Origin of the sequence: Asaia sp. SF2.1, assembly GCF_000505765.1 — a bacterium.
Taxonomy (GTDB): domain Bacteria; phylum Pseudomonadota; class Alphaproteobacteria; order Acetobacterales; family Acetobacteraceae; genus Asaia; species Asaia bogorensis.
The window spans coordinates 35,403-55,862 of sequence record NZ_AYXS01000014.1 but is presented as its reverse complement, the minus strand read 5'-3'; the positions used below and the strand labels follow the sequence as shown (position 1 = coordinate 55,862).

The 20,460-nt window shown below is 61.5% G+C and carries 14 protein-coding genes and 1 tRNA gene; 9 read left to right on the top strand and 6 right to left on the bottom strand.

Annotation, left to right across the window (positions count from 1 at the left end; genetic code table 11):
* Positions 1-581: 581 nt before the first annotated feature.
* Positions 582-971: a heme-binding protein gene (locus P792_RS28280; protein WP_023978688.1), complete on the top strand. Its 390-nt coding sequence runs from the start codon at positions 582-584 to the stop codon at positions 969-971.
* Positions 972-1,109: 138 nt separating this feature from the next.
* Here P792_RS28280 and P792_RS28275 read toward each other — a convergent pair.
* Together P792_RS28275 and P792_RS0119040 are read right to left on the bottom strand one after the other, a co-directional pair.
* Positions 1,110-1,186: transfer RNA gene (locus tag P792_RS28275), tRNA-Arg, on the bottom strand.
* A gap of 137 nt (positions 1,187-1,323) precedes the next feature.
* The gene (locus P792_RS0119040; RefSeq protein WP_031240791.1) at positions 1,324-2,367 is read right to left on the bottom strand and encodes an alpha/beta fold hydrolase; all 1,044 of its coding nucleotides are present in this window, start codon (positions 2,365-2,367) and stop codon (positions 1,324-1,326) included.
* A 206-nt stretch (positions 2,368-2,573) separates the two neighbouring features.
* Between P792_RS0119040 and polA the strand changes: the two genes are divergently transcribed.
* From polA to P792_RS28260, 3 genes are read left to right on the top strand one after another with little or no spacing between them, the layout of a single operon-like run.
* Entirely contained in the window at positions 2,574-5,333 is a 2,760-nt protein-coding gene (gene polA, locus P792_RS28270) for a DNA polymerase I (RefSeq protein ID WP_023978687.1), read from the top strand.
* Between the two features lie 3 nt (positions 5,334-5,336).
* The gene (locus tag P792_RS28265; RefSeq protein ID WP_023978686.1) at positions 5,337-5,963 is read left to right on the top strand and encodes an SCO family protein; all 627 of its coding nucleotides are present in this window, start codon (positions 5,337-5,339) and stop codon (positions 5,961-5,963) included.
* 12 nt (positions 5,964-5,975) lie between these two features.
* On the top strand, positions 5,976-7,691 hold the full coding sequence (locus tag P792_RS28260) for an ABC transporter substrate-binding protein (RefSeq protein ID WP_023978685.1): 1,716 nt from the start codon (positions 5,976-5,978) through the stop codon (positions 7,689-7,691).
* Positions 7,692-7,797: 106 nt separating this feature from the next.
* Here P792_RS28260 and P792_RS28255 read toward each other — a convergent pair whose 3' ends face one another.
* Entirely contained in the window at positions 7,798-8,994 is a 1,197-nt protein-coding gene (locus P792_RS28255; RefSeq protein WP_161630840.1) for an acyltransferase, read from the bottom strand.
* 238 nt (positions 8,995-9,232) lie between these two features.
* Here P792_RS28255 and P792_RS28250 point away from each other — a divergent pair, with 238 nt between their 5' ends.
* Positions 9,233-9,700, top strand: a complete 468-nt coding sequence (locus tag P792_RS28250; RefSeq protein ID WP_152530192.1) for a hypothetical protein — start codon at positions 9,233-9,235, stop codon at positions 9,698-9,700.
* A 322-nt stretch (positions 9,701-10,022) separates the two neighbouring features.
* On the opposite strand, the gene purD is transcribed toward P792_RS28250, so the two are convergent.
* Positions 10,023-11,279, bottom strand: coding sequence for a phosphoribosylamine--glycine ligase (gene purD, locus P792_RS28245; RefSeq protein ID WP_023978682.1), 1,257 nt, complete (start codon positions 11,277-11,279; stop codon positions 10,023-10,025).
* A 58-nt stretch (positions 11,280-11,337) separates the two neighbouring features.
* On the opposite strand from purD, the gene xseA reads away from it, so the two are divergent.
* Together xseA and P792_RS28235 are read left to right on the top strand one after the other, a co-directional pair.
* Positions 11,338-12,789 (top strand): exodeoxyribonuclease VII large subunit, encoded by a 1,452-nt coding sequence (gene xseA, locus P792_RS28240; RefSeq protein WP_023978681.1) that lies wholly within the window; start codon positions 11,338-11,340, stop codon positions 12,787-12,789.
* Complete coding sequence (locus P792_RS28235; RefSeq protein ID WP_023978680.1) at positions 12,786-13,160, top strand: hypothetical protein; 375 nt, start codon at positions 12,786-12,788, stop codon at positions 13,158-13,160. The genes xseA and P792_RS28235 overlap by 4 nt, the downstream gene beginning before the upstream one ends.
* Before the next feature lie 451 nt (positions 13,161-13,611).
* On the opposite strand, the gene P792_RS28230 is transcribed toward P792_RS28235, so the two are convergent.
* Positions 13,612-16,551 carry an Rne/Rng family ribonuclease gene (locus P792_RS28230; RefSeq protein ID WP_023978679.1) on the bottom strand — a complete coding sequence of 980 codons (2,940 nt, stop codon included), beginning with the start codon at positions 16,549-16,551 and terminating at the stop codon, positions 13,612-13,614.
* Positions 16,552-17,070: 519 nt separating this feature from the next.
* Here P792_RS28230 and P792_RS28225 point away from each other — a divergent pair.
* Together P792_RS28225 and P792_RS28220 are read left to right on the top strand one after the other, a co-directional pair.
* On the top strand, positions 17,071-17,973 hold the full coding sequence (locus tag P792_RS28225; protein ID WP_031240784.1) for an N-acetylmuramoyl-L-alanine amidase: 903 nt from the start codon (positions 17,071-17,073) through the stop codon (positions 17,971-17,973).
* Positions 17,974-18,210: 237 nt separating this feature from the next.
* Complete coding sequence (locus tag P792_RS28220) at positions 18,211-19,782, top strand: 2-isopropylmalate synthase (protein WP_023978677.1); 1,572 nt, start codon at positions 18,211-18,213, stop codon at positions 19,780-19,782.
* A gap of 195 nt (positions 19,783-19,977) precedes the next feature.
* Here the strand turns inward: P792_RS28220 and P792_RS38815 are convergent, their stop codons facing one another.
* Positions 19,978-20,439: a hypothetical protein gene (locus tag P792_RS38815; protein ID WP_023978676.1), complete on the bottom strand. Its 462-nt coding sequence runs from the start codon at positions 20,437-20,439 to the stop codon at positions 19,978-19,980.
* Positions 20,440-20,460: the final 21 nt, after the last annotated feature.

Below are 20,460 nucleotides of genomic sequence, written 5' to 3'. Positions count from 1 at the left end.
CCCCTCCCGATGGGGAAGGATATGAGCGATGATCCCGCCTATCCTGTGTGACGTGCTGATCGCCCCTGAAGACAACGGCGCGAGGAGGCATGCCGGGGGGCGATCTCGTGATGGCGAGCAGGCGCCCGGACGCTCCATAGCGTTGGCATATAAAGCCCGGACACTTGGTTTCTGCCTTGTTCTAAGCCTTACCGGGTGTGCATCGCATACGCAGCCAGACATGGATGACAGCGCGGGTGCTGATGATCAGGCGCAACGGAGCGATGGCGCGCATGGATCACATGGAGGGGGATCCCATATGGGTGGTCTATGGACTGAAATGACCCGCACGGCCCTGCAGACCGGCATGGGTTTCATCCATCACTGAACGCTTCATGTGCAGCAGCATTTTCAGGGGGCAGGCCGAGCCTCTTCCGAACTTGCCACTGTCACACGACATGGCGCGGGGCGTCGGGGCTGTCCTGCGCCTGGGGGCAGGCGAGCGAATCGCTGTCGTAACAATCTTCGCCGTTGCGTGATCGGACGTCCGGATTTTTTGTCCCTATAGTCGGATTTCAGACCTACTTAGAAAGAGAATTCCGATGCAGCTCGCTACCGCCCTGGACTATATCGACCGTGCCTTGCAGATTGCCCGCGAGCGCGGCGTGAAGGTTGCGGTTGCCGTCGTGGATGCCGGTGGCCATCTGGTGGCTTTCAAGAAGGATGACGGGACGCAGCTGGGAAGCATCGAACTCGCCCTGTCCAAGGCACGTACCTCAGCCCTTTTCCTGCGTCCGACCGAGGATATGGAAAAGGCCCTGCATGCGGGCAAGACCATGATTGCTGCTCTGCCCAATGTTCTGCCTGCAGGCGGCGGTGCACCCATCATGGTCAATGGAGCGGTCATCGGGGCGCTGGGACTGAGCGGCGGGGAGGGTGAGACCGATGCCCGTCTGGCCGAGGTGACAATCAAGGCCTTCGGCATAAGCTGAGTTGGTCTTCTGCGGCCCCCAGCCAGCGCGTCGCATCGTTGGGGGCTGGCCTGTAGGGGCACTCTGCCTCGGCTGAAAAGCGCGTAGAGAACATGGCGCGCTACAGGGCCGTTGAAGCTGATGTAATTTTCAGAGAAATGGCGGACCCGAAAGGATTCGAACCTTCGACCTTCGCCTTCGGAGGGCGACGCTCTATCCAGCTGAGCTACGGGTCCCGCTGGCTCGCTTCATAACCAGATTTTCCAGAGCACGCCAGTCCCAATTTTCGGGTGTCGATCAGACGTGTGATCGCTGTTTTACGAGCAGGCGCTCTCTCAACACCTCTTGCGTTGGGCGTCTTGCAGGGCAAGACTCAGGGAGCAAAATGGCCCGGATCACCCGCCATCCATGCTGCCGCGGCGGCATCGCCACCAGAGGGGAGAGGCTGGTCCGGGTGCAAAATCCATGAAGCGATGTCGCCCGTCGCATTGCGCCCATTGCGGTCGCGCAGCAGCAGATGGTGCCCCCCGGGAATGAGGTCCTTGCGCACGCTCGCAGGCAGGTGGTGCCAAAACGAGGCCATGGGCGGGGCCGGGATCATCTGGTCATGATCGCCGTACAGGACGAGCATGGGAAGTTGGACATTACGTGCCTGGCCCTGGCCATCGGCCATCAGTTCGACCAGCCCGTGCAATGTGTCCAGACGATATTCATGCAGGGTGAGAGGATCGAAATAGAGTCGGCGAAGGGCAGCAATGTTGTTGGTGGCGATATGCTCCCCCGGCACATGCGCGCCGGTAAAGACCCAGTCCGGGGCGATTGCGTCGAGCCCTTGCAGAACAAGGCGTGAGAAGGGGTCGAAGCGCCATATGGCGGGAGAGACGAGAATGACGCCGCTCAACCCCGCGCCTTCGCGGGCTGCCTGCGGATCGGCCGCCAGAATGGTCGCAACCGCGCCCCCCATGCTCTCCCCCATGATGAAAAGCGGCAGGGTCGGGTTGCGGGCATGGATGAAGCGGGCCTCTTCGCGCGCATCCTGAACCAGCCTTGCGGTGCTGCTCCAGCGGCCGCGACTGGCTGTTTCACCAAAGCCGCGGGCATCAGGCGCTATGGTTTCGATGCCTGAGGCCGCGAGCTGCGGTGCGGAGAATTCCCAGGCGTCGCGACTGTCACCAAAGCCGTGAAGCGTCAGAATGATGGCACGCATCGGCGCTTTGGCAGGCCATACACGCAGCGGCGCAACGGCACCGTCAGACAGGGTGATATGCATCGAGGCGGGAACAAGCGCGGCTTCCTGCCCGCGTGGTTGCGGCGCATGGCGGGGTGGGGCGGTGGTGCAACCCGACAGGATCAGGCCACAGATCACGACAGGAACGAGGAGCGCGAGCCGTGCCCGTGGCGAAACGGACGCGCTCATGCCTTTCTCAGGGCAGGCATCGATCGCCCTTGCCCTGCGACGGTAGTTTGAATGTGGGCGGAACTCTCGTATCATCGGAAGAGTATTGCGTCCTCGGGGCGCGCTGGCCAGTAGGGGCGCAAATCCGCCCCGCCGGGACGCCGTTCGATGGCGTACCCGCAGTAGGAGATGCGCAGCTTGTCATTCTCGATCATACAGGTTGCCGCATGAGCGCCGGGAAACATCTGGTTCTGGTTGATGGTTCGGGCTTTATTTTCCGTGCCTTTCATGCGCTGCCGCCCATGAGCAGCCCCGAAGGGGTGCCGGTCAATGCGGTGTATGGCTTTACCAATATGCTGCAACGTCTGTTGCGCGATCATGTCGGCACGCATCTGGCCGTTGTTTTCGATGCCGGGCGCCAGACCTTCCGCAACGATATCTACCCCCAGTACAAGGCGCATCGTCCCGAAGCGCCAGAAGATCTGCGCCCGCAATTCCCGCTCATTCGCGATGCGACGCGGGCCTTCAATGTGCCCATGATCGAGTTGGCCGGGTTCGAGGCGGATGACATCATCGCTTCCTATGCCGAAATCATCGAGCAAGAGGGCGGTCAGTGCACGATCGTCTCGTCAGACAAGGATCTGATGCAGCTGGTGAGCGATCGTGTGGCCCTGCTCGATCCGATCAAGCAAAAGCCGATCAAACTGGCCGAGGTCGAGGCCAAGTTTGGCGTACCGCCAGAGCGTGTGATTGATGTGCAGGCCCTGATGGGCGATCCGACCGATAACGTGCCGGGTGTGCCGGGGATCGGGCCCAAGGGCGCGGCGCAATTAGTGCAGGAATTCGGCACGCTGGAGGCGATCCTCGCGGCCGCTCCCGACATGAAGAAGTCCAAACGGCAGCAATCGCTGATCGACCATGCCGAGGCCGCCCGTATTTCGCTCCGGCTGGTGACGCTGGCACGCGATGTGCCCTTGCCTGAACCTGTCGAGGCTCTTGGCTGCCGTGAGCCCGACGCGCCCGTCCTGCGTGATTTTCTTGAAAAGATGGGGTTTCACTCGGTCATCCAGCGCATGGGTCTGGGGGCGCTGGCGGGCAAACGCGGCGTCGGCAAGGTCGAGCCGACGGCCAATGAAGCAACCGAAGAGACGACCGAGGGCGACAAGCCCTATGGCCCGTATGAAACCATCCAGTCCATCGACACACTCAAGGACTGGATCGCCCGCGCACAGCACCGCGGGTATTTTGCTTTCGATACCGAGACGGATTCGCTCAATGCCCGTCAGGCGACGCTGATTGGCCTGTCACTGGCCGTGGCACCGGGCGAGGCGGCCTATGTGCCGCTGCGTCATGAGGGCACGCTCGAGCACCCTGCGGGCGGCCAGCTGGATATGGCAGAGGTGCTCGAAACCCTGCGCCCGCTTCTGGCGGATGAGTCGGTGCTGAAGATTTTCCAGAACGCCAAATACGACCTGCTCGTGCTGTCTCACGCGGGTATCGATAACGTGGCACCGATTGATGACACGATGCTCATTTCCTATGCCCAGTCGGCGGGTGAGCACGGTCAGGGCATGGATGAACTGTCACGCCTGCATCTGGGCCATGAGCCAATTTCCTATGACTCCGTCACGGGAACAGGGCGTAGCAGAGTACCTTTTGCACAGGTCCCCATAGCCCGCGCAACGGAGTATGCGGCCGAGGATGCCGATGTGACGTTGCGTCTGTGGCTCGCTCTCAAGCCTGCCCTGCGCGAGCGTCATGCGCTGGCGCTCTATGAGGAAATGGAACGCCCTCTGGTTGCCATCCTCAGGGATATGGAACAGGCGGGGGTCAAGCTCGATGCCGCGGAACTGCGCCGCATGTCGGCCGATTTCGGCTCGCGCATGGCCGAAATGGAAATCGAGATCCATGCTCTGGCGGGGCGCAGTTTCAATCTGGGGTCGCCCAAGCAGCTTGGCGAAATCCTGTTCGACGAAATGAACCTGCCCGGTGGGAAACGCACCAAGGCGGGCGCGTGGGGCACGGATTCATCGGTGTTGCAGGAACTGGCCGATGCCGGCCATGAACTCCCCTCGCGTATTCTGGCGTGGCGTCAGCTCGCCAAACTGAAATCGACCTATGCGGATGCGCTGGTACAGCAGATGGATGTGCGCACCCATCGCGTGCACACCTCGTTCCAGATGGCCATCACCACCACAGGCCGTCTGTCATCCAACGACCCCAACCTGCAGAATATTCCCATCCGCACCGAGGAAGGCGGGCGCATCCGCCGTGCCTTCATTGCCGAAGAGGGCTATGTGCTGGTTTCAGCGGATTATTCCCAGATCGAACTGCGCCTTCTGGCCGAAGTGGCCGATATCGGCCCGTTGAAGGAAGCCTTCACGCTGGGGCAGGATATCCATGCCCGCACGGCTGCCGAGGTGTTCAATCTGCCGCTCGAGAATATGGACCCGCTGACGCGTCGACGCGCCAAGGCCATCAATTTCGGCATTATCTACGGCATTTCGGCTTTCGGTCTGGCGCGTCAGCTTGGCATAGCTGCAGGTGAGGCGCGTCGTTATATCGATGCGTATTTTGCCCGCTATCCGGGTATTCGCGATTACATGGATCGTACCAAGGATGATGCCAAGCGTGATGGTTACGTCACCACGCCGCTGGGGCGTCGATGCTACGTGCCGGGAATTGGCGAAAAGAACGGGGCCAGACGTGCTTATGCCGAGCGTCAGGCGATCAACGCCCCCCTGCAGGGCGGGGCTGCCGATATCATCAAGCGCGCCATGGTGCGTCTGGGGCGGCGCTTGCCACAAAGCGGGCTGGACGCCAGAATGTTGCTTCAGGTGCATGACGAACTGCTGTTCGAGGTCCGGGCTGACCAGGCCGAGGCTCTGGCAGAATTCGTCCGTATCGAGATGGAGCAGGCCGCGACACTGAGTGTGCCGCTGGTTGTCGAGACAGGTATTGGCAAGAACTGGGCGGAAGCACATTAAGCAATGAACAAGAACCGTACACCCCGCAAGACCTGGACCGCTCCGCGTCTTTCCATTGTCGTCCTCATTCTCGCTCTGGCGCTCAGCTGGAGCGCGTATCGCCTTTCTGAGAAATACGGCAGCACGGTTTCGACCCAGGGCAACGAGATTGGCGGGAGTTATCGTCTGGTCGCGCTGGGCGAGGGCAATGTCACCGAGGGTGATTTCAAAGGGAACTGGGTTCTGGTCTGGTTCTTCGACACGCATTGTCCCAAGGGACTCTGTGGTCCGGTGCTGAAAACCATGAGCGATACCAAGCTGGCTCTTGCGCGCGAGGGGGTGAAGGTTGCCCCGTTGGCCATTACACTCGACCCGCTTCACGATGAATCAGACGACCTCAAGAAATACGCCCTGCCTCTGGGCGATCACGTCGTGCCGCTCACGGGCTCACCCAGCATGATCGACCGGGTGGCGCAGGAATTTCACGCACCCAACGAGATGGTCCATGCCGAAGATGGTACAGCCTATCATCTCCCGGCCCCACGTATTGTGATCATGGACCCGCAAGGGCGTTACGCCGGGACGGTCGATTCGACAGCAGGGACCGAGGCGCTGGTAACGCGCATCCATCAGCTTGCCCATCGCGGCTGAGAGCAGCGCAGCGTGAGAGGGCGTTACGGCCTCATTCTTGCCGGGCTGGGCGCCGTTCTTCTGGCGCCCTCCCTTCACAGCCAGGGAGCACAGGCGGCGCCCCCCGGTGCAGCGGAAGCATCGCCCGCGATGTCAGATGGCATCACGCAAGGTAGTCCTCATCGCGGTGGTGGGTTGCGCCTGACCGCCGATGCGCCGGGCGGTACGCTGGACCCGCAAATCAATTACACCAGCGAATATATCCAGCTTTTCGTGAACATGTATGACGGGCTCGTAACCTATCGTCAGGCTGATGGGACACGCGGGCTCGAGGTCGTGCCGGATCTGGCGGAGGCGCTACCCGAGGTGAGCGCGGATGGTCTGGTGTGGGCGTTTCGTCTGCGTGAGGGGATACGCTTTTCCGATGGCGCGCCGGTAACGGTCGAAGATGTAGCGGCATCGCTGCGCCGCATCTACAAGGTGGGTAGCCCCACCGCCTTGTCCTTCTATGGCAATATCACCGGCGCCAAGGCCTGCCTTGCCGATCCGGCTCATTGCCGTCTTGAGGGGGTGACGACCGATCCGGCGACGCGGCGTATTACCATCCGGCTCGATGCCCCTGACGGCGAATTTCTTCAAAAGCTCGCTTTTCCTCATGCTGTGATCCTGCCCAGGGATGCTCCAGCGACGGAATCGTCGCTGACGCCCCTGCCGGGCACAGGGCCATATCGGATCACGCATTATGATCCGTCGCGCCGGATGGAGATCGGGCGTAATCCCTATTTCAGGGTCTGGAATCCGGCCGCGCAGAGCGAAGGCTATGTCGATCGGATCGATTATGATTTCGGCTTGTCTGACGAGGCCGAGGTGACCGCCATCGAGCAGGGGCAGTATGACTCGATGCTCGATGCCAAGCCGCAGGACCGGCTGGACGAGTTGGGCAGCCGGTTTACCGATCAGGTGCATCTGCAGCCGCTTCTTGGCCTGTATTATTTGGCCCTGAATGTGCATGAGCCGCCTTTTGACTCGCTTGCCGTCAGGCAGGCCATCAATCATGCGATCGACCGCCATGCGATGACCATTCTCTATGGCGGTTCGGCCATTGCCGAGCCGCTTTGCCAGATTGTGCCGCATGGTATTGCCGGGGCCGATATTCCATGCCGGTTCGGGCGGCTATCCGATTCCGGGCAATGGCAGGGGCCCGATATCGATCGCGCCCGGGCACTTATCCGCCAGAGTGGCCATGCCGGGCAAAGCGTGACGCTTGTCGTGCCCAATCAGGCTATTGGACTGGCGATGGGGGTCTATCTGCGGAACATGCTGCAATCCTTGGGATTTCAGGCCAGTGTGCGCCCTATGACACCCGCCACGGCGGAAGGCTATGCCCGCAATTCAGACAATCACGTGCAGATCAGCCTAGCTTACTGGTATGCGGATTACCCGTCGCCTTCGACTTTTCTCGATGCCTTGCTGGGTTGCGACAACGCACGCCCTCACTCTGACAGCGCAACAAATGCGAGCGGGTTTTGTCATCCCGGGCTTCAGAAGCTCATGACGCAGGCCGAGCACAGCCTTGATGCGGGACAGGCTCGCACGCTGTGGGAGCAGGCAGGCACATTGGCGATGGAGCAGAGCGCCGTCATACCGCTCATTCAGATGCGCTATGTGGACTTCGTCTCGAAACGTCTGGGGAATTATCACTACTCATTGCTCAACCACATGCTGATTTCGCAGGTCTGGGTGCAATAGGCTCGCGCATCCCGCACTCCGGTTCCTCAAAGGGCGTGGTCGTTCAAGCACCGTCTGAAGAGAGCGCTCAGATGCTCTCACGCTCTCGCCCAAACGATCGCTGCTTTCATGGAGTGGCGCCTGGCCAGCCACGTAGCCGCTTGTCGAGCGGCTGTGAAAAACCGAGGCTGATCACGCGGCCGAGGCCGAATACAGCAAGCAGGGTAGGGGGGTAGATCAGCCATGCCCAGCCGGTATCGAGCCCCGATAACCGGGTGAGCGCGACGACGGGCATGACGATGAACATGTGGCTGAGATAGATTTCATAGCTGTCTTGTCCCCAGCGACGCAGCCAGCGTGTATGTCGCCCAGTGTATGCGGCCCCCCATCCCCGGGCGAAAGCCCAGACACACAGGCCTATGGCCGTATTGAAAAACAACGGTGTCGCGAGCCCGAAAAGGGACCAGCACCAGCCCCCCTGCAAAAGATAGAGCGCCATACCGGCAATGCCTGCTGAACCGGCCATCGTGACAGCCAGTCGGTAACGCGGGTGCAAAGTCCGCCTTGCGACCAGAGCCGCGAACACACCCGTGGCGATGGCGCTCATGCCTGGGCCATAGGCCTTTTCCTGCCATATCTCGGTAGCGTCACGCAGTTGCCACTCGAAATACGGCGCGGCGAGAGCGAGAAGTGCTGCACAGATCAGCAGGGCTGTTCTGGAGCGACCGAGGCTCAGGCAGATCAGCGGGAAGGCAAGGTAGAAAACTTCCTCGACCGAGAGTGACCAGAGCACATCCCAATAAGCCGGCAGATATCCTGTGCGGCCCTCATAGACATTCAGATGCATGAACAGGGCGGAAAAGGCCGCTCCACCGAGGCTTTGTCCCGGATGGTCCGGCACGAAGCTTGGCACATGCAGCGCACCAAGCGTGCAGCAGATGGCGATGAGGGCAAGAAGGCAGGGCAGGATACGCGCAGCACGTCGGCCCGAGAAGGCGCGCCAGTCGAGCGCGGCAGGACGGCCGTAGCGTCTGATCATGTGATCCGTGATCAGGAAGCCGGAAATGACGAAGAACATCGTCACCCCCTTGATGCCGCCCCAGTTAAGCATCCTCAGCACGCGATACGGCATGACGCTCGCAAGACTGGTTTCTGTAAGGGGAAAACGCAGAGCCAGATGATGAATGACCACCAGAAGAATGGCGATCCCACGCAGGCAATCGATCCCGTCATTACGACGCGGGCTGATCCCGTCCTGCGCTTGGTGGGCGGCGCAAGCGAGAGGCGTGGCGGAAGGGGACAGGGAACGCGGAGGCGCGCTCATGATGTGGCAAAGCTCCGCAGGGATGATGACGCTGCGACCTGACATCCCATCATGGCACCATGATGGCCGATGCGACGCGAGCATGGCCCATCCTCGTCGCGTCAGTGAACTCTTTGGCGCGGCAACTAAGGTCGATTGTTACCTAAAACTTCAATATAACGTGATATATGGGACTCGTAACGTTATTTTCGCTATCGTGAAGATGTCGTCGTGTTGTAACGGCGTCATGGAGAACACGATGATGCAGCATACGATCATGGCGGTATTCGATACCGCCCGTCATGCCCAGATCGCTGTTGATGACCTTCTGGTTTGTGACATCCCATCAGAGACAATCCACCAATATCCCCTGCATGCAGGCGATGCCCCTGCCGAGGCCATGCGAACGGGCAACGAGCTTCATCGTCCACCGGGCGTGTGGACGTGGCTGATCAATGATCATCCACAGCCCGGTTCGGACAAGGCGCATCAGGTGGCGCTTTATAACGAGAGCCGTGCGCGAAACGAGCCTGTGCTGGTTGCCGTGGCGTCATCTACGCTGAACGAAGCCAGGATCAGGAAAATCCTCAATGACCATGCCCCGCTGGATGTAAAGGGCTCGGAAGAAGGACAACATCATGAGACCACGTCGCTTGCGCAGGAAAGCCAGATGGACCCGTCGTTCCTTGAGCCCACGGCCCCTGTCGAAATGACGGAATACCACTAGGGCCTTTTAGCCTTCCCGGTCCGGTCTGATTGCCGGGCCGGGGAGAGGCTCACCGTATCCTTGCGTAAGGCGGCTCCTATCCCGGCGAGGGAGAGGAGTACGCATGCCTTTGCGCATTGTGTTTATGGGCTCACACGCGCGCGCCGTCCCTCAGGCGGATGCGGCCACGGGTCAGACTCAAGCCTGACGCGGCCGGTTTGATCCGCCGCCGACTCAGACTTTCGTATTCGGCAGGCAGAATTACCTCGCCTGTTCCGACAACAGGACCAGGTTGCTGCCTTCAGAACGGCCCTGACGCATTCGCAGAAGGGACAGGCTGGCTTCAGAGACCGATATCGCGACGGTAGATCCCGTCATCCCAGTCTATAGCCGAGACGCCTTGATAGGCCCGTGCCCGTGCCTCTTCCGGCGTTGCACCTGTGGCGCACACGGTCAGGACGCGGCCACCGGAAGCGACGAGCTTACCGTCCTGCATGGCTGTGCCGGCCTGAAACACCTGTACGCCTGGCACAGCATCGGCCCGCTCGATGCCCCGTATCACCCCACCTTTGGAAGGGGTGCCCGGATAGCCACGCGCCGCCAGCACGACCGAAATCGAGGCCTCATCGGTGAAACTGATGGCGGCGTCATCAAGGCGTCCCTCGGCCAAGGCTTTGAGCACGGGCAGCAGATCCGATTGCAGGCGGATCAGCAAGGCCTGTGCCTCGGGGTCGCCGAAACGCACGTTGTATTCGATCAGCTTGGGGCCATCCTCGGTCAGCATCAGCCCTGCAAAGATGATTCCCCTGAAGGGCGTCCCACGCCGGACCATCTCGGCCAGCATCGGGCGCACCATGATATCGAGCGCCTTTTCCTGCGCGTCGCGATCGAAATTGGGCGGCGGCGACACGGCACCCATGCCTCCGGTATTGGGCCCTGTATCCCCTTCACCAATGCGCTTGTGGTCGCGCGCGGCACCAATCAGCACAGCCTCACCGTCAGAGCAGAAGGCGAACAGCGAGACTTCCTGCCCGACAAGACATTCCTCGATCACAATGCTGGCGCCGGCGGCACCGAAACTGCGATCGGTCAGGATATCGATGATGGCGGCCTCGGCCTCTTCGAGCGTCAGGGCCACGATCACGCCCTTGCCGGCGGCCAGACCATCGGCCTTGATGACAATGGGGGCACCGCGGCGACGCACGAAGGCGAGGGCAGGTTCTGCTTCCTGAAAACGTTCCCATCGCGCCGTGGGAATACCGGCGGCATCGGCCACATCCTTGGTAAAGCTCTTGCTGCCCTCAAGCGCGCTAGCGGCCTGGCTCGGCCCGGCGCAGGCAATGCCGGCTTCGGCGCAGAGATCGGCGAGACCGGCGACAAGCGGCGCTTCCGGGCCGGGAACGACGAGATCGATTCGCTGTTCACGGGCGAAATTCACGAGGGCCGTGACATCGTCGGCGGCAAGAGGGACCAGCGTACCAAGCGTCTGCATGCCCGGATTTCCCGGTGCAATGAAGAGCGTTTCCAGCTCCGGAGAGCGGGAGAGGCAGGCTGCTAGAGCATGTTCGCGTCCGCCTGATCCGACAAGTAACACCCGCATTGTCATTCTTCCTGTTCTGACTGGTCGTAGCCCGCGTTCCGTAGCATAGACTGTGCTCATGAGCGAAAACGATCACAGCGCGAGCGGGAATGTCCCCGAATATTCGGTCAGTGAAATTTCCGGCGCCATCAAGCGTACGCTCGAAGGCAGCTTCGGCCGCGTGCGTGTGCGCGGCGAGATTACCGAACTCAAGCGCTATCCCTCGGGCCACATCTATCTCTCCCTGAAAGACCAGGGAGGCAAGATATCGGGCGTGATCTGGCGCGGCTCGGTCTCACGCCTTGGCATGGTGCCCGAGAACGGGGTCGAGGTGATCGCAATCGGCCGCGTTTCGGCCTATGGCGACAGGTCGAGCTATCAGCTTGTCATCGACCAGATGAGTTTTGCGGGTGAGGGCGCGCTTCTCGCCAAGATCGAGAAGCTGCGCCAGAAGCTTCTGGCCGAAGGGTTGTTCGACAGCGAGCGCAAGAAGCCGCTGCCCTTCCTGCCACGGCTGATCGGGCTCGTGACTTCGAGCCGCGGGGCAGTGCTGCACGATATTCTCACCACATTGTCACGCCGCTTTCCACGCCCGGTTCTGGTCTGGCCCGTGGCTGTGCAGGGTGAGGGCGCTGCGGCCCAGATAGCGGCGGCCATCGAAGGGTTTTCGAGCCCGACCCTGCCTGAAGCGCTCCGACCCGATCTGATGATCGTGGCGCGCGGTGGCGGTTCGCTGGAGGACCTCATGGCCTTCAATGATGAGTCGGTTCTTCGCGCCGTGGCAGCCTGTCCCATTCCGCTGATCTCTGCGGTCGGGCACGAAACCGATACCACCCTGATCGATTTCGTGTCGGATCAGCGCGCGCCCACCCCCACGGCTGCGGCTGAGATGGCCGTTCCGCTTCGTTCGGAGATGGTGGCCGATCTGGCTCATCGCGGCGCACGGCTTGCTGGTGCCCTGTCGCGGCAGTTGCAAATGGCCCGGGCGCGACATGACCAGATCGTTGCGCGCCTGCCCGATCTGCCGGGATTGCTGGAAACAGCGCGTTTCAGGCTGGACGAGCGCGGACAGCGTCTTGAGCTTGCCCTGCCAATGGTGGCGTCCAAAGCTCGGCAACGTCTGATGACGCTTGAGGGGCGCATGCCCTCGGCCGCTCACTTCATGGGCCAGAAGCAGGCGCGTCTTGGCCTGGCCAGCGCCGCTCTGGCTTCGGGCATCCGTTATCGCATGCAGCAGGAGCGTGCGTCATTCACGCATGCGCGTCTTGGAACCGAAACGGTCAGCGCTCGTCTTGGTCTCGATCGGGCGAAATTGTCCGGTATGGTGGGCAGGCTTGAGGCCGTGTCGCCCGAGGCGGTTCTGGCCCGCGGTTACGCACTGGTGCAGGATGCACAGGGCAAGCCGGTAACAACCGCTTCCGGGCGGCCACGCGGCGGTGCCATTACGCTTCGTTTTGCAGATGGCACGCGCCAGGGACGGCTCGACCCTCTGGGAACGCAAAAGAAAGAACAGGGGGATTTAGGACTATGAAAACGCGCTTTGCACTCACACTGGCGCATGCCGGTCTGCTTGGGGTTTCGCTTCTGGCCGGTTGTGCCGACACGCCTGCGCCCCAGCCAACTCAAGCCCAGACCCAGGCGCGTATTCCGCCGCAGGACTTCGCACCGGGCCTGACCGGCGAAACACCGTTGCCCGCCAATGAGGCGCAACTGACCAATGATCCTTCGGCCCCGGTTAACACCCCCCTCTGCGGTGCCGTGCAGCAGGAGACCAACCGTATGGGTGGGCAGGTGTTCAGCGACGGTCTGGCCTCAGGCAGTACCTGCCCGCAAAATGCGTGCTTCAACCCGCTCACGGGCACGTATATCGCAGCGACCGGCGCACCGAGCGTTTGCCGCTAAACTGGGTGGGTATCTTTCCCCGGATTTCCTACTAAAGACTGTATTCGCCTGATAATGCGATACGGTCACGGAGCGAGCCTTCTGCGTTGAGACGGGGTGGCGCTCGCTCGGTGAGCGTATGACCCGACGGGCGAATGTCGAGCGTGCTCGATTGGCGCACTGTTTCGCACGGTATGGGGTCGAGGCCGAGGCGAGTGCAGCCCTTGACTGCCAAGGTGAATACAGTTCCGCCTGCGCGTCACTGTGGCCGTTTGGCGTATCAACCTAGATTTATAGCGGAGATTGCGCGGTCACTCCGTGCCTGTTCCGGCTTAAGGAAACTGCCTTTCTCGGGATGTCTTTTCGCGGCTGCTTGCGATACCGGGCCTCGCCATCCGTTCTCCCAAACAAAAAAAAACAGGGCGGTGTGAGCCGCCCCGTTTTTCCGCTTCAACAATGAAGTCTGTTGCGATTACCGCTTCCACCAGCCCGTGCGGGGCTTGGCAGGAGCAACCTCATCGACATTGATGGGCTGCACGACCGGTGCTGCATCGTCGGCCTTGGCCTTGCCACGGCGGGCCGAGGTCTTGGCGGGCGCCTTCGCAGCCTGTTCCTCTGCCTTCACCGCGCTGTCAGTCTCAACGTCGCTCGCAGCTGCCTTGCGCGGCGTGCGGCCACGGCGTGGCTTGGGTGCATCGGCGGTTGCTGCTGCGGGTTCCGCGTCAATAGCATCCCCTTCAGGCAGGGCAGCTGCAGCAGGTGCCTTGCGAGGGCGGCCGCGACGACGGGCTGCGGGCTTGTCCTGATCGGCCTCTGCCACAGCGACCGGCTCAGCCACGGAGGCTGAGTCCGATTCCACCGGCGCAGTCGGCGCGGGTTCGGCCTGCTCAGCAGCCACCGGACGACGACGCGGACGGCCACGCCCCTTGCGGGCACCAGCCTCATCACCCTCGCGAACGCGGCTTGCAGCCGTTTCGGCGGGCGCTTCTGCCGGAAGGTTGGTGGTCGACGCAGGGATTTCTGCCCTTACAGATTCCCCGCCATTGTCGGTCGCACTATCTGCCAGAGTGAGCTTCGGCTCCTCATTGCGCGCAGACGGTGCGCCCAGACGGGATTCTGCCTGTTCGATCATATCGAAGATGTCGAACGAGGCGCCACCGAAGGGATCGGCCGGGGTAGGGCCATTCCAGCGGTTTTCCGGCTGGTTGCGACGACGATCCTCGTTGCCACGCTTGGCGCCATTGCGCTCACCGTTGCGGTCCGCGTTGTCGCGTGTCTCGGCCTTGCGGGGCTCTTGGGCACGGGTTTCGCGCGGCGCTTCGGCCTGGCCGCGTTCCTCACGGGAGACACGACGCGTGCGCATGCGACGACGGCCGGGAACGATCAGGGCTTCGCTGTCGCCAGTTGCCTGATCGTCACGCGATGCCGCAACGTCCTGCTCAGGTGCCGTGCCTTCTTCGTCCTCTGCTTCATCAGAGACATCGGCCCCGGCTGCCTGCGGCATGTCGCGCGACTCATCCGAGCGTCGGCCATTGCGACGACGACGGCGACGGCGACGGCGACCGCCATCTTCACGGCCGTTTTCCTCGCGCGGCGCTTCGTCACGGCTTTCCTCGGCCGAAACCGCGTCCAGATCGGATTCCTCTTCCACAACGATGGAAGCAGGTGCGACGGGGGTCGCTTCAGGTTCATGACGCTCGGGCTGTGCCGCGCGCTGCTCGGCAGGAACCTGCGGGCGCAGGCGTTCGATACGCAGATCGGCCGGTGTCAGGCTGTCATCCGGCTGGAACGACACGCGCATGCGGTGGCGCTGTTCGATCTCGCCCAGCCAGTCGCGCTTGTTGTTGAGGATGTAGAGCGCGATGCCCGACGTAATGTGGACACTGATCTCGGCGGCTTTCTGCTTCAGCCCTTCCTCGTCCAGGGCGCGCAGCACATGCAGGGCGGCACTTTCAATGCCGCGCACATGGCCTGTGCCCTGACAATGGGGGCAGGGAACCAGAACGGCTTCCGAGATCGACGGGCGCAGTCGCTGGCGGGACATTTCCAGCAGGCCGAAATGCGAGATCTGGCCAATCTGGATGCGTGCGCGGTCAGAACGCAGGGCATCCTTCAGGCGCTTCTCGACCATCGCATTATGCTTGCGGCTTTCCATGTCGATGAAGTCGATCACGACAAGCCCGGCAAGGTCGCGCAGACGAAGCTGACGGGCGACTTCCTCAGCGGCTTCGAGGTTCGTGCGGACTGCCGTATCCTCGATATTGCGCTGACCGGTCGAGCGACCGGAGTTCACGTCGATCGAGACGAGGGCTTCGGTCTGGTTGATCACCAGATAGCCACCCGATTTCAGCTGGGCCGTGGGCGAGAAGATCGCGTCCAGATGGCCTTCCACATGGTAGCGACCGAACAGGCTCTGGCTCTGGTCGCGCCAGAGTTTCACCTTGTTGGCGTTATGCGGCATCAGAAGACGCATGAATTCGCGCGCATTCTTCCAGGCCGGCTCACCATCGATGATGATTTCTTCGATGTCCTTGCTGAACAGATCGCGAATGGCGCGCTTGATCAGATTGGCTTCTTCATAAATCAGCGTCGGGGCGACCGATGACAGCGTATGGTTGCGGATATCGTCCCAGAGCTGAAGCAGATATTCGCAGTCACGCGTGATTTCGGGCCCCGGACGCTGCGCACCAGCCGTGCGCACGATCATGGCCATGCCGCGCGGCAGGTCGAGCTCGGCAATGACGTCGCGCAGGCGCTTGCGATCGCTGTCGGATGTGATCTTGCGCGATACGCCGCCGCCGCGCAGGGCATTGGGCATCAGCACGCAATAACGTCCCGCCAGAGACACATAGGTGGTCAGAGCCGCACCCTTGTTGCCGCGCTCTTCCTTGACGACCTGAACGAGCAGGATCTGGCGACGGCGAATGACTTCCTGGATCTTGTAGTTACGCAGGAAGCGTGCCGTGCGACGGGCGGCTGCACCCTCGTCACCCGTGTCATGCTCACCACCAACGGTCTCGGGGCGGGCTTCGAAATCGGGCTGCTCTGCAGGCTCGGCCTGTTCCGCATCCGCAGTGGTCTCGGCGCCTTCGTTCTCGGTCTCGACGCGCTCATCGGCGCGGAGATCTTCGTCCTGAAGGGCGAGAAGCTTTTCGCGGTCGGCAACCGGGATCTGGAAATAATCCGGATGGATTTCGCTGAAGGCAAGGAAGCCGTGACGGTTGCCGCCGTAATCGACAAAAGCAGCCTGAAGGCTGGGCTCTACGCGAATGACCTTGGCGAGGTAGATGTTGCCCTTGATCTGCTTTTTTGATGATGTTTCGATATCATAATCTTCGAGACGATCACCATCCATGACCACAACGCGGGTTTCTTCCGCGTGTGTGGTGTCGATCAGCATACGCTTGTTCATAAATAAGGAGACTCCGGTCAGCCCTTGTCACGGCCGGCATCAAACCCTGTGCAGACACAGTGGCGTTTCCGGCGCGCGCGGCAGAATGTCGAGGCGTGGTTTGTAAGAAAGAGCCATCAGACCAGCGCTCGCGGAACAGCGTCGGACACAGGTCGATGCCTGCTCCGGTAGTTTTCCACAAAACGAGACTGGCAGATTTCATGCGGCCCCTGCGAGTTGTCATCTGCGCCCAGGCCTGGAAGACTGACCTCTCTTGTCGTCCCGCGGCTGTGCCTGCGGGAGGGAGGGGGCTCTTGCAAACCATGATGACGCGCGAAGCATGCCAGAAAACGGGAGCGGCGCGTGGAGAATGCCCCTCTAGACGGGGCTCTGTCCTGGCGCCGGATCGACCGTATCGTGATCCTTCTCCCACAGGATGACGGAAAATGCCGTGCTATGCAAGATGGCCGCCATCGCCTTGTTGACACCTTATTTTTTGATCAGAAGATGCGCTGTCATCTCTCATCACCGGGGCCGCCTATGCCTGTTTTCGATCCGACCCGCCGCAAGGTGACGCGACTTCTGGGGGGCTCGCTGGCCACAGGCACGCTGCTGGGTGCGTTTCCTGCGCGTGCGGAAGGCCACCGGGCAGCCCATCACGTAGCGCAGGGGGCGGGCAGCCATCATCTGACGCCGCACGCCAGCGGCAAGGCGCCTGCGCTGACAGGCAAGGCCGCACCACCGCGCCCTGTGATCATGCTCGACCCCGGTCATGGAGGCAAAGACCCAGGGGCGATCGGTGTGAGCGGCACCTATGAGAAACACATTGCCGCGGCCGCAGCGCAGGAACTCTATCATCAGATCAGAAGTGCCGGACGCTATGATGTCGTGATGACGCGAGCGGACGATCATTTCATTCCGCTCGAGGGGCGCGTGGACCTTGCGCACCGCCACAAGGCACAGCTTTTCATTTCCATGCATGCTGATGCCCTTCATGACCCGGAGGTGAGGGGCGCTAGCGTTTATACGCTTTCCAACGGTGCATCAGACGCGCAGACCGCCTCACTCGCCCAGACCGAGAATAGCGCCGACCGGTTTGCTGGCCCGGCATTTCACGGCATGTCCTCCGAGGTGCAGGCCATTCTCGCCAGTCTGGTGAACGAGGAGACGAGGCGGGGGTCGGCGCATATGGCCGCCAGTGTTGTATCAGCTTTCCAGCCGCGTATCGGCCTGCTGCGCCATCCCGCGCGTCATGCAGCCTTTGTCGTTCTCAAATCGGCCGATATTCCCTCTGTGTTGGTCGAGATGGGTTTCATGTCCAACCGGCATGACGAGGCGGCCCTGAGGCAGGGAGGCTATCGCAAGCAGGTGGCGACCGCCATGAGCGCGGCAATCGATCGCTATTTCGCCGGATCTGGCATGAATATTGCGCATTCGGGCTAGAAAATGATGCGACTGCGCTAGGCAAGAGCTGGTCTTTTACAGTAGGAAGGGCGTCATGAACATTCTGGCGCCCCTTTCAAGCATAGGATCCCGTGCAGCAGCACGCGCCGATCTGTGCCCGGGCCTCCTTCTTCGTACGCTTCGACTTATCTGCCCCTGAGCGCATTTTGCGGCCGGTTCGACCGGCGCGTTCAGGGGTTATGATCCTGTTGTTCAAAGCCACGAAAAGACAAAGCCATGACCATCATCCATCCTTCTTTCGGCACGGTTGCTGACGACCGCGTTATCATTTTTGACACCACCCTGCGTGATGGCGAGCAATCGCCCGGCTTCTCGATGAATCTGGAAGAGAAGATCCGTATGGCGAAGGCTCTTGAAGAGCTGGGTGTCGATGTGATCGAGGCCGGGTTCCCGGTTGCGTCGCCCGGCGATTTTGAGAGCGTGCAGAAGATTGCCGAGACGGTCCGCGAGGCCGTGGTGTGTGGTCTGGCCCGAAGCGGTGGCAAGCGGGACATCGAGGCCGCAGGCGAGGCTATCGCCAGGGCGCCGCGTCGTCGAATTCACAACTTCATCTCCACCTCCCCGCTGCACATGAAGTACAAGCTGCGCATGGAGCCAGAGACGGTTCTGGAGCTGATTGCCGAGGGCAACAAGGCATCGCGCCACTTCACGGATGACGTGCAGTGGTCGGCTGAGGATGGTTCACGCACCGAGCCGGATTTCCTGTGCCGTTGCGTGGAAATGGCGATCCGTCATGGCGCGACGACCATCAATATTCCTGACACGGTTGGCTTCACCACGCCGGATGAATTGCAGGCTATTTTCACCATGCTGCGTGAGCGCGTGCCGGGTGCGGAAAAGGTGATGTTCTCGACCCATAACCACAACGATCTGGGTCTGGGTGTTGCCAATACACTGGCAGCAGTTGCCGGTGGCGCCCGCCAGATCGAGTGCACGATCAACGGTATTGGTGAGCGTGCAGGCAACGCGGCGCTGGAAGAAATCGTCATGGCGATCCGCACGCGTCGTGACAAGATTCCCTTCCAGAACCGCATCGAAACGCCACGTCTGCTGGGGATTTCGCGCCTGCTGGCTAATATCACCGGCTTTGACGTGCAGCCCAACAAGGCGATTGTCGGGCGCAATGCCTTTGCTCATGAGAGCGGTATCCATCAGGATGGCATCCTGAAGAACGCAGCGACCTACGAGATCATGACGCCCGAAAGCGTGGGTTGGAGCAAGACATCGCTCGTTCTGGGCAAGCATTCGGGGCGCGCTGCCTTCCGCGACAAGCTCAAGGCGCTGGGCTATGACCTGCCAGATGAAAAGATCCAGGATGCGTTCGAGCGCTTCAAGGTTCTGGCGGATCAGAAAAAGACCGTATTCGATGACGATATCCGCGCCCTGGTCGATGACGAAACCCGTGATCACGACCGTATCCGTTTTGTCGCGCTGGAGCTGACGGCTGGCTCGAAGCGACCGGCCGAAGCAGCGCTCGAATTGCTCGTGGATGGCGTTGTGCGCACGGCAAAGGTCAGCGGCAACGGTCCTGTCGATGCTGCCTTCAAGGCAATTGGCGAGATCTTCCCGCATGAGGCCGAGCTGGCGCTGTTCTCTGTCGGCGCCGTGACCGAGGGCACGGATGCTCAGGCCAAGACGACTGTCCGTCTGCAGGAGGGCGGCAAGATGGTGGATGGTCAGGGCGCTGATGCCGACACGATCGTTTCCGCAGTGCGTGCCTATGTTCATGCGCTGAACAAGCTGCTGGTTAAGCGTGCCCGCAGCGAGCCCGAGGCGCTTAACGCCTGATCAGGCGGCAGATTCGATGTTTTCAAGCCCCGGCGGCCTCAGGCTGCCGGGGTTTTTTCATGGCACCATGAGGCTCTCATGAACTTGCACCCGCTTATGAGAGCAGTAACGGCCCGGGATAAAGGAAACCGCCCCGAAGCGGCATCGCTGCGGGGCGGTTTCCGTGTGGTGTTCAAAACGGCACAGCCGTTTCGACTAGTATCCGTAACCCTGATTATAGGCTGGATAACCCTGCTGGGCGGGATACGCAGCTTGGGGCTGCGCGGGATAGGCCGGAGCGGCGTAGCCGTTCTGGCCATTATTGTAATAGGGCTGCTGATAGCCCTGTTGGGGCGGGGCCTGGTTGTTGTAACCACCCTGGTTATAATACCCGCTTTGAACGTAACCCCCTCCAGGCCGGTTCGGCGTGGTGGCTGCACCACCAGCCGCGCCGACCAGTCCGCCTGCCAGCGCGCCGATCGCTGCTCCACGTCCACCACCCGCAAGGGCACCGATCGCCGCACCCGCACCGCCGCCGATCAGGGCGCCCGAACCGGCGCGCGAGCCCGGGTCATAGGGGCTGCCGCAGGCGCTGAGCAGGGTACAGAGACCCGCCGTACCCAGAATAGCCAGTGGCCATTTGCGGCGTGAGGGGCGGGGCGAGGGAGCAAGTATCATGACACGCTTTCAGCGGGTAAG

What these genes read in the sequence shown, in the direction of transcription:
- polA (WP_023978687.1), top strand. Translation starts at nt 2,574, where the DNA reads ATGAGCGCCGGGAAACATCTGGTTCTGGTTGATGGTTCGGGCTTTATT.
- P792_RS28280 (WP_023978688.1), top strand. Translation starts at nt 582, where the DNA reads ATGCAGCTCGCTACCGCCCTGGACTATATCGACCGTGCCTTGCAGATT.
- P792_RS28265 (WP_023978686.1), top strand. Translation starts at nt 5,337, where the DNA reads ATGAACAAGAACCGTACACCCCGCAAGACCTGGACCGCTCCGCGTCTT.
- P792_RS28230 (WP_023978679.1), bottom strand. Translation starts at nt 16,551, where the DNA reads ATGAACAAGCGTATGCTGATCGACACCACACACGCGGAAGAAACCCGC.
- P792_RS28255 (WP_161630840.1), bottom strand. Translation starts at nt 8,994, where the DNA reads ATGAGCGCGCCTCCGCGTTCCCTGTCCCCTTCCGCCACGCCTCTCGCT.
- P792_RS28235 (WP_023978680.1), top strand. Translation starts at nt 12,786, where the DNA reads ATGAAAACGCGCTTTGCACTCACACTGGCGCATGCCGGTCTGCTTGGG.
- xseA (WP_023978681.1), top strand. Translation starts at nt 11,338, where the DNA reads ATGAGCGAAAACGATCACAGCGCGAGCGGGAATGTCCCCGAATATTCG.
- P792_RS28250 (WP_152530192.1), top strand. Translation starts at nt 9,233, where the DNA reads ATGATGCAGCATACGATCATGGCGGTATTCGATACCGCCCGTCATGCC.
- purD (WP_023978682.1), bottom strand. Translation starts at nt 11,279, where the DNA reads ATGCGGGTGTTACTTGTCGGATCAGGCGGACGCGAACATGCTCTAGCA.
- P792_RS28220 (WP_023978677.1), top strand. Translation starts at nt 18,211, where the DNA reads ATGACCATCATCCATCCTTCTTTCGGCACGGTTGCTGACGACCGCGTT.
- P792_RS28225 (WP_031240784.1), top strand. Translation starts at nt 17,071, where the DNA reads ATGCCTGTTTTCGATCCGACCCGCCGCAAGGTGACGCGACTTCTGGGG.
- P792_RS38815 (WP_023978676.1), bottom strand. Translation starts at nt 20,439, where the DNA reads ATGATACTTGCTCCCTCGCCCCGCCCCTCACGCCGCAAATGGCCACTG.
- P792_RS0119040 (WP_031240791.1), bottom strand. Translation starts at nt 2,367, where the DNA reads ATGAGCGCGTCCGTTTCGCCACGGGCACGGCTCGCGCTCCTCGTTCCT.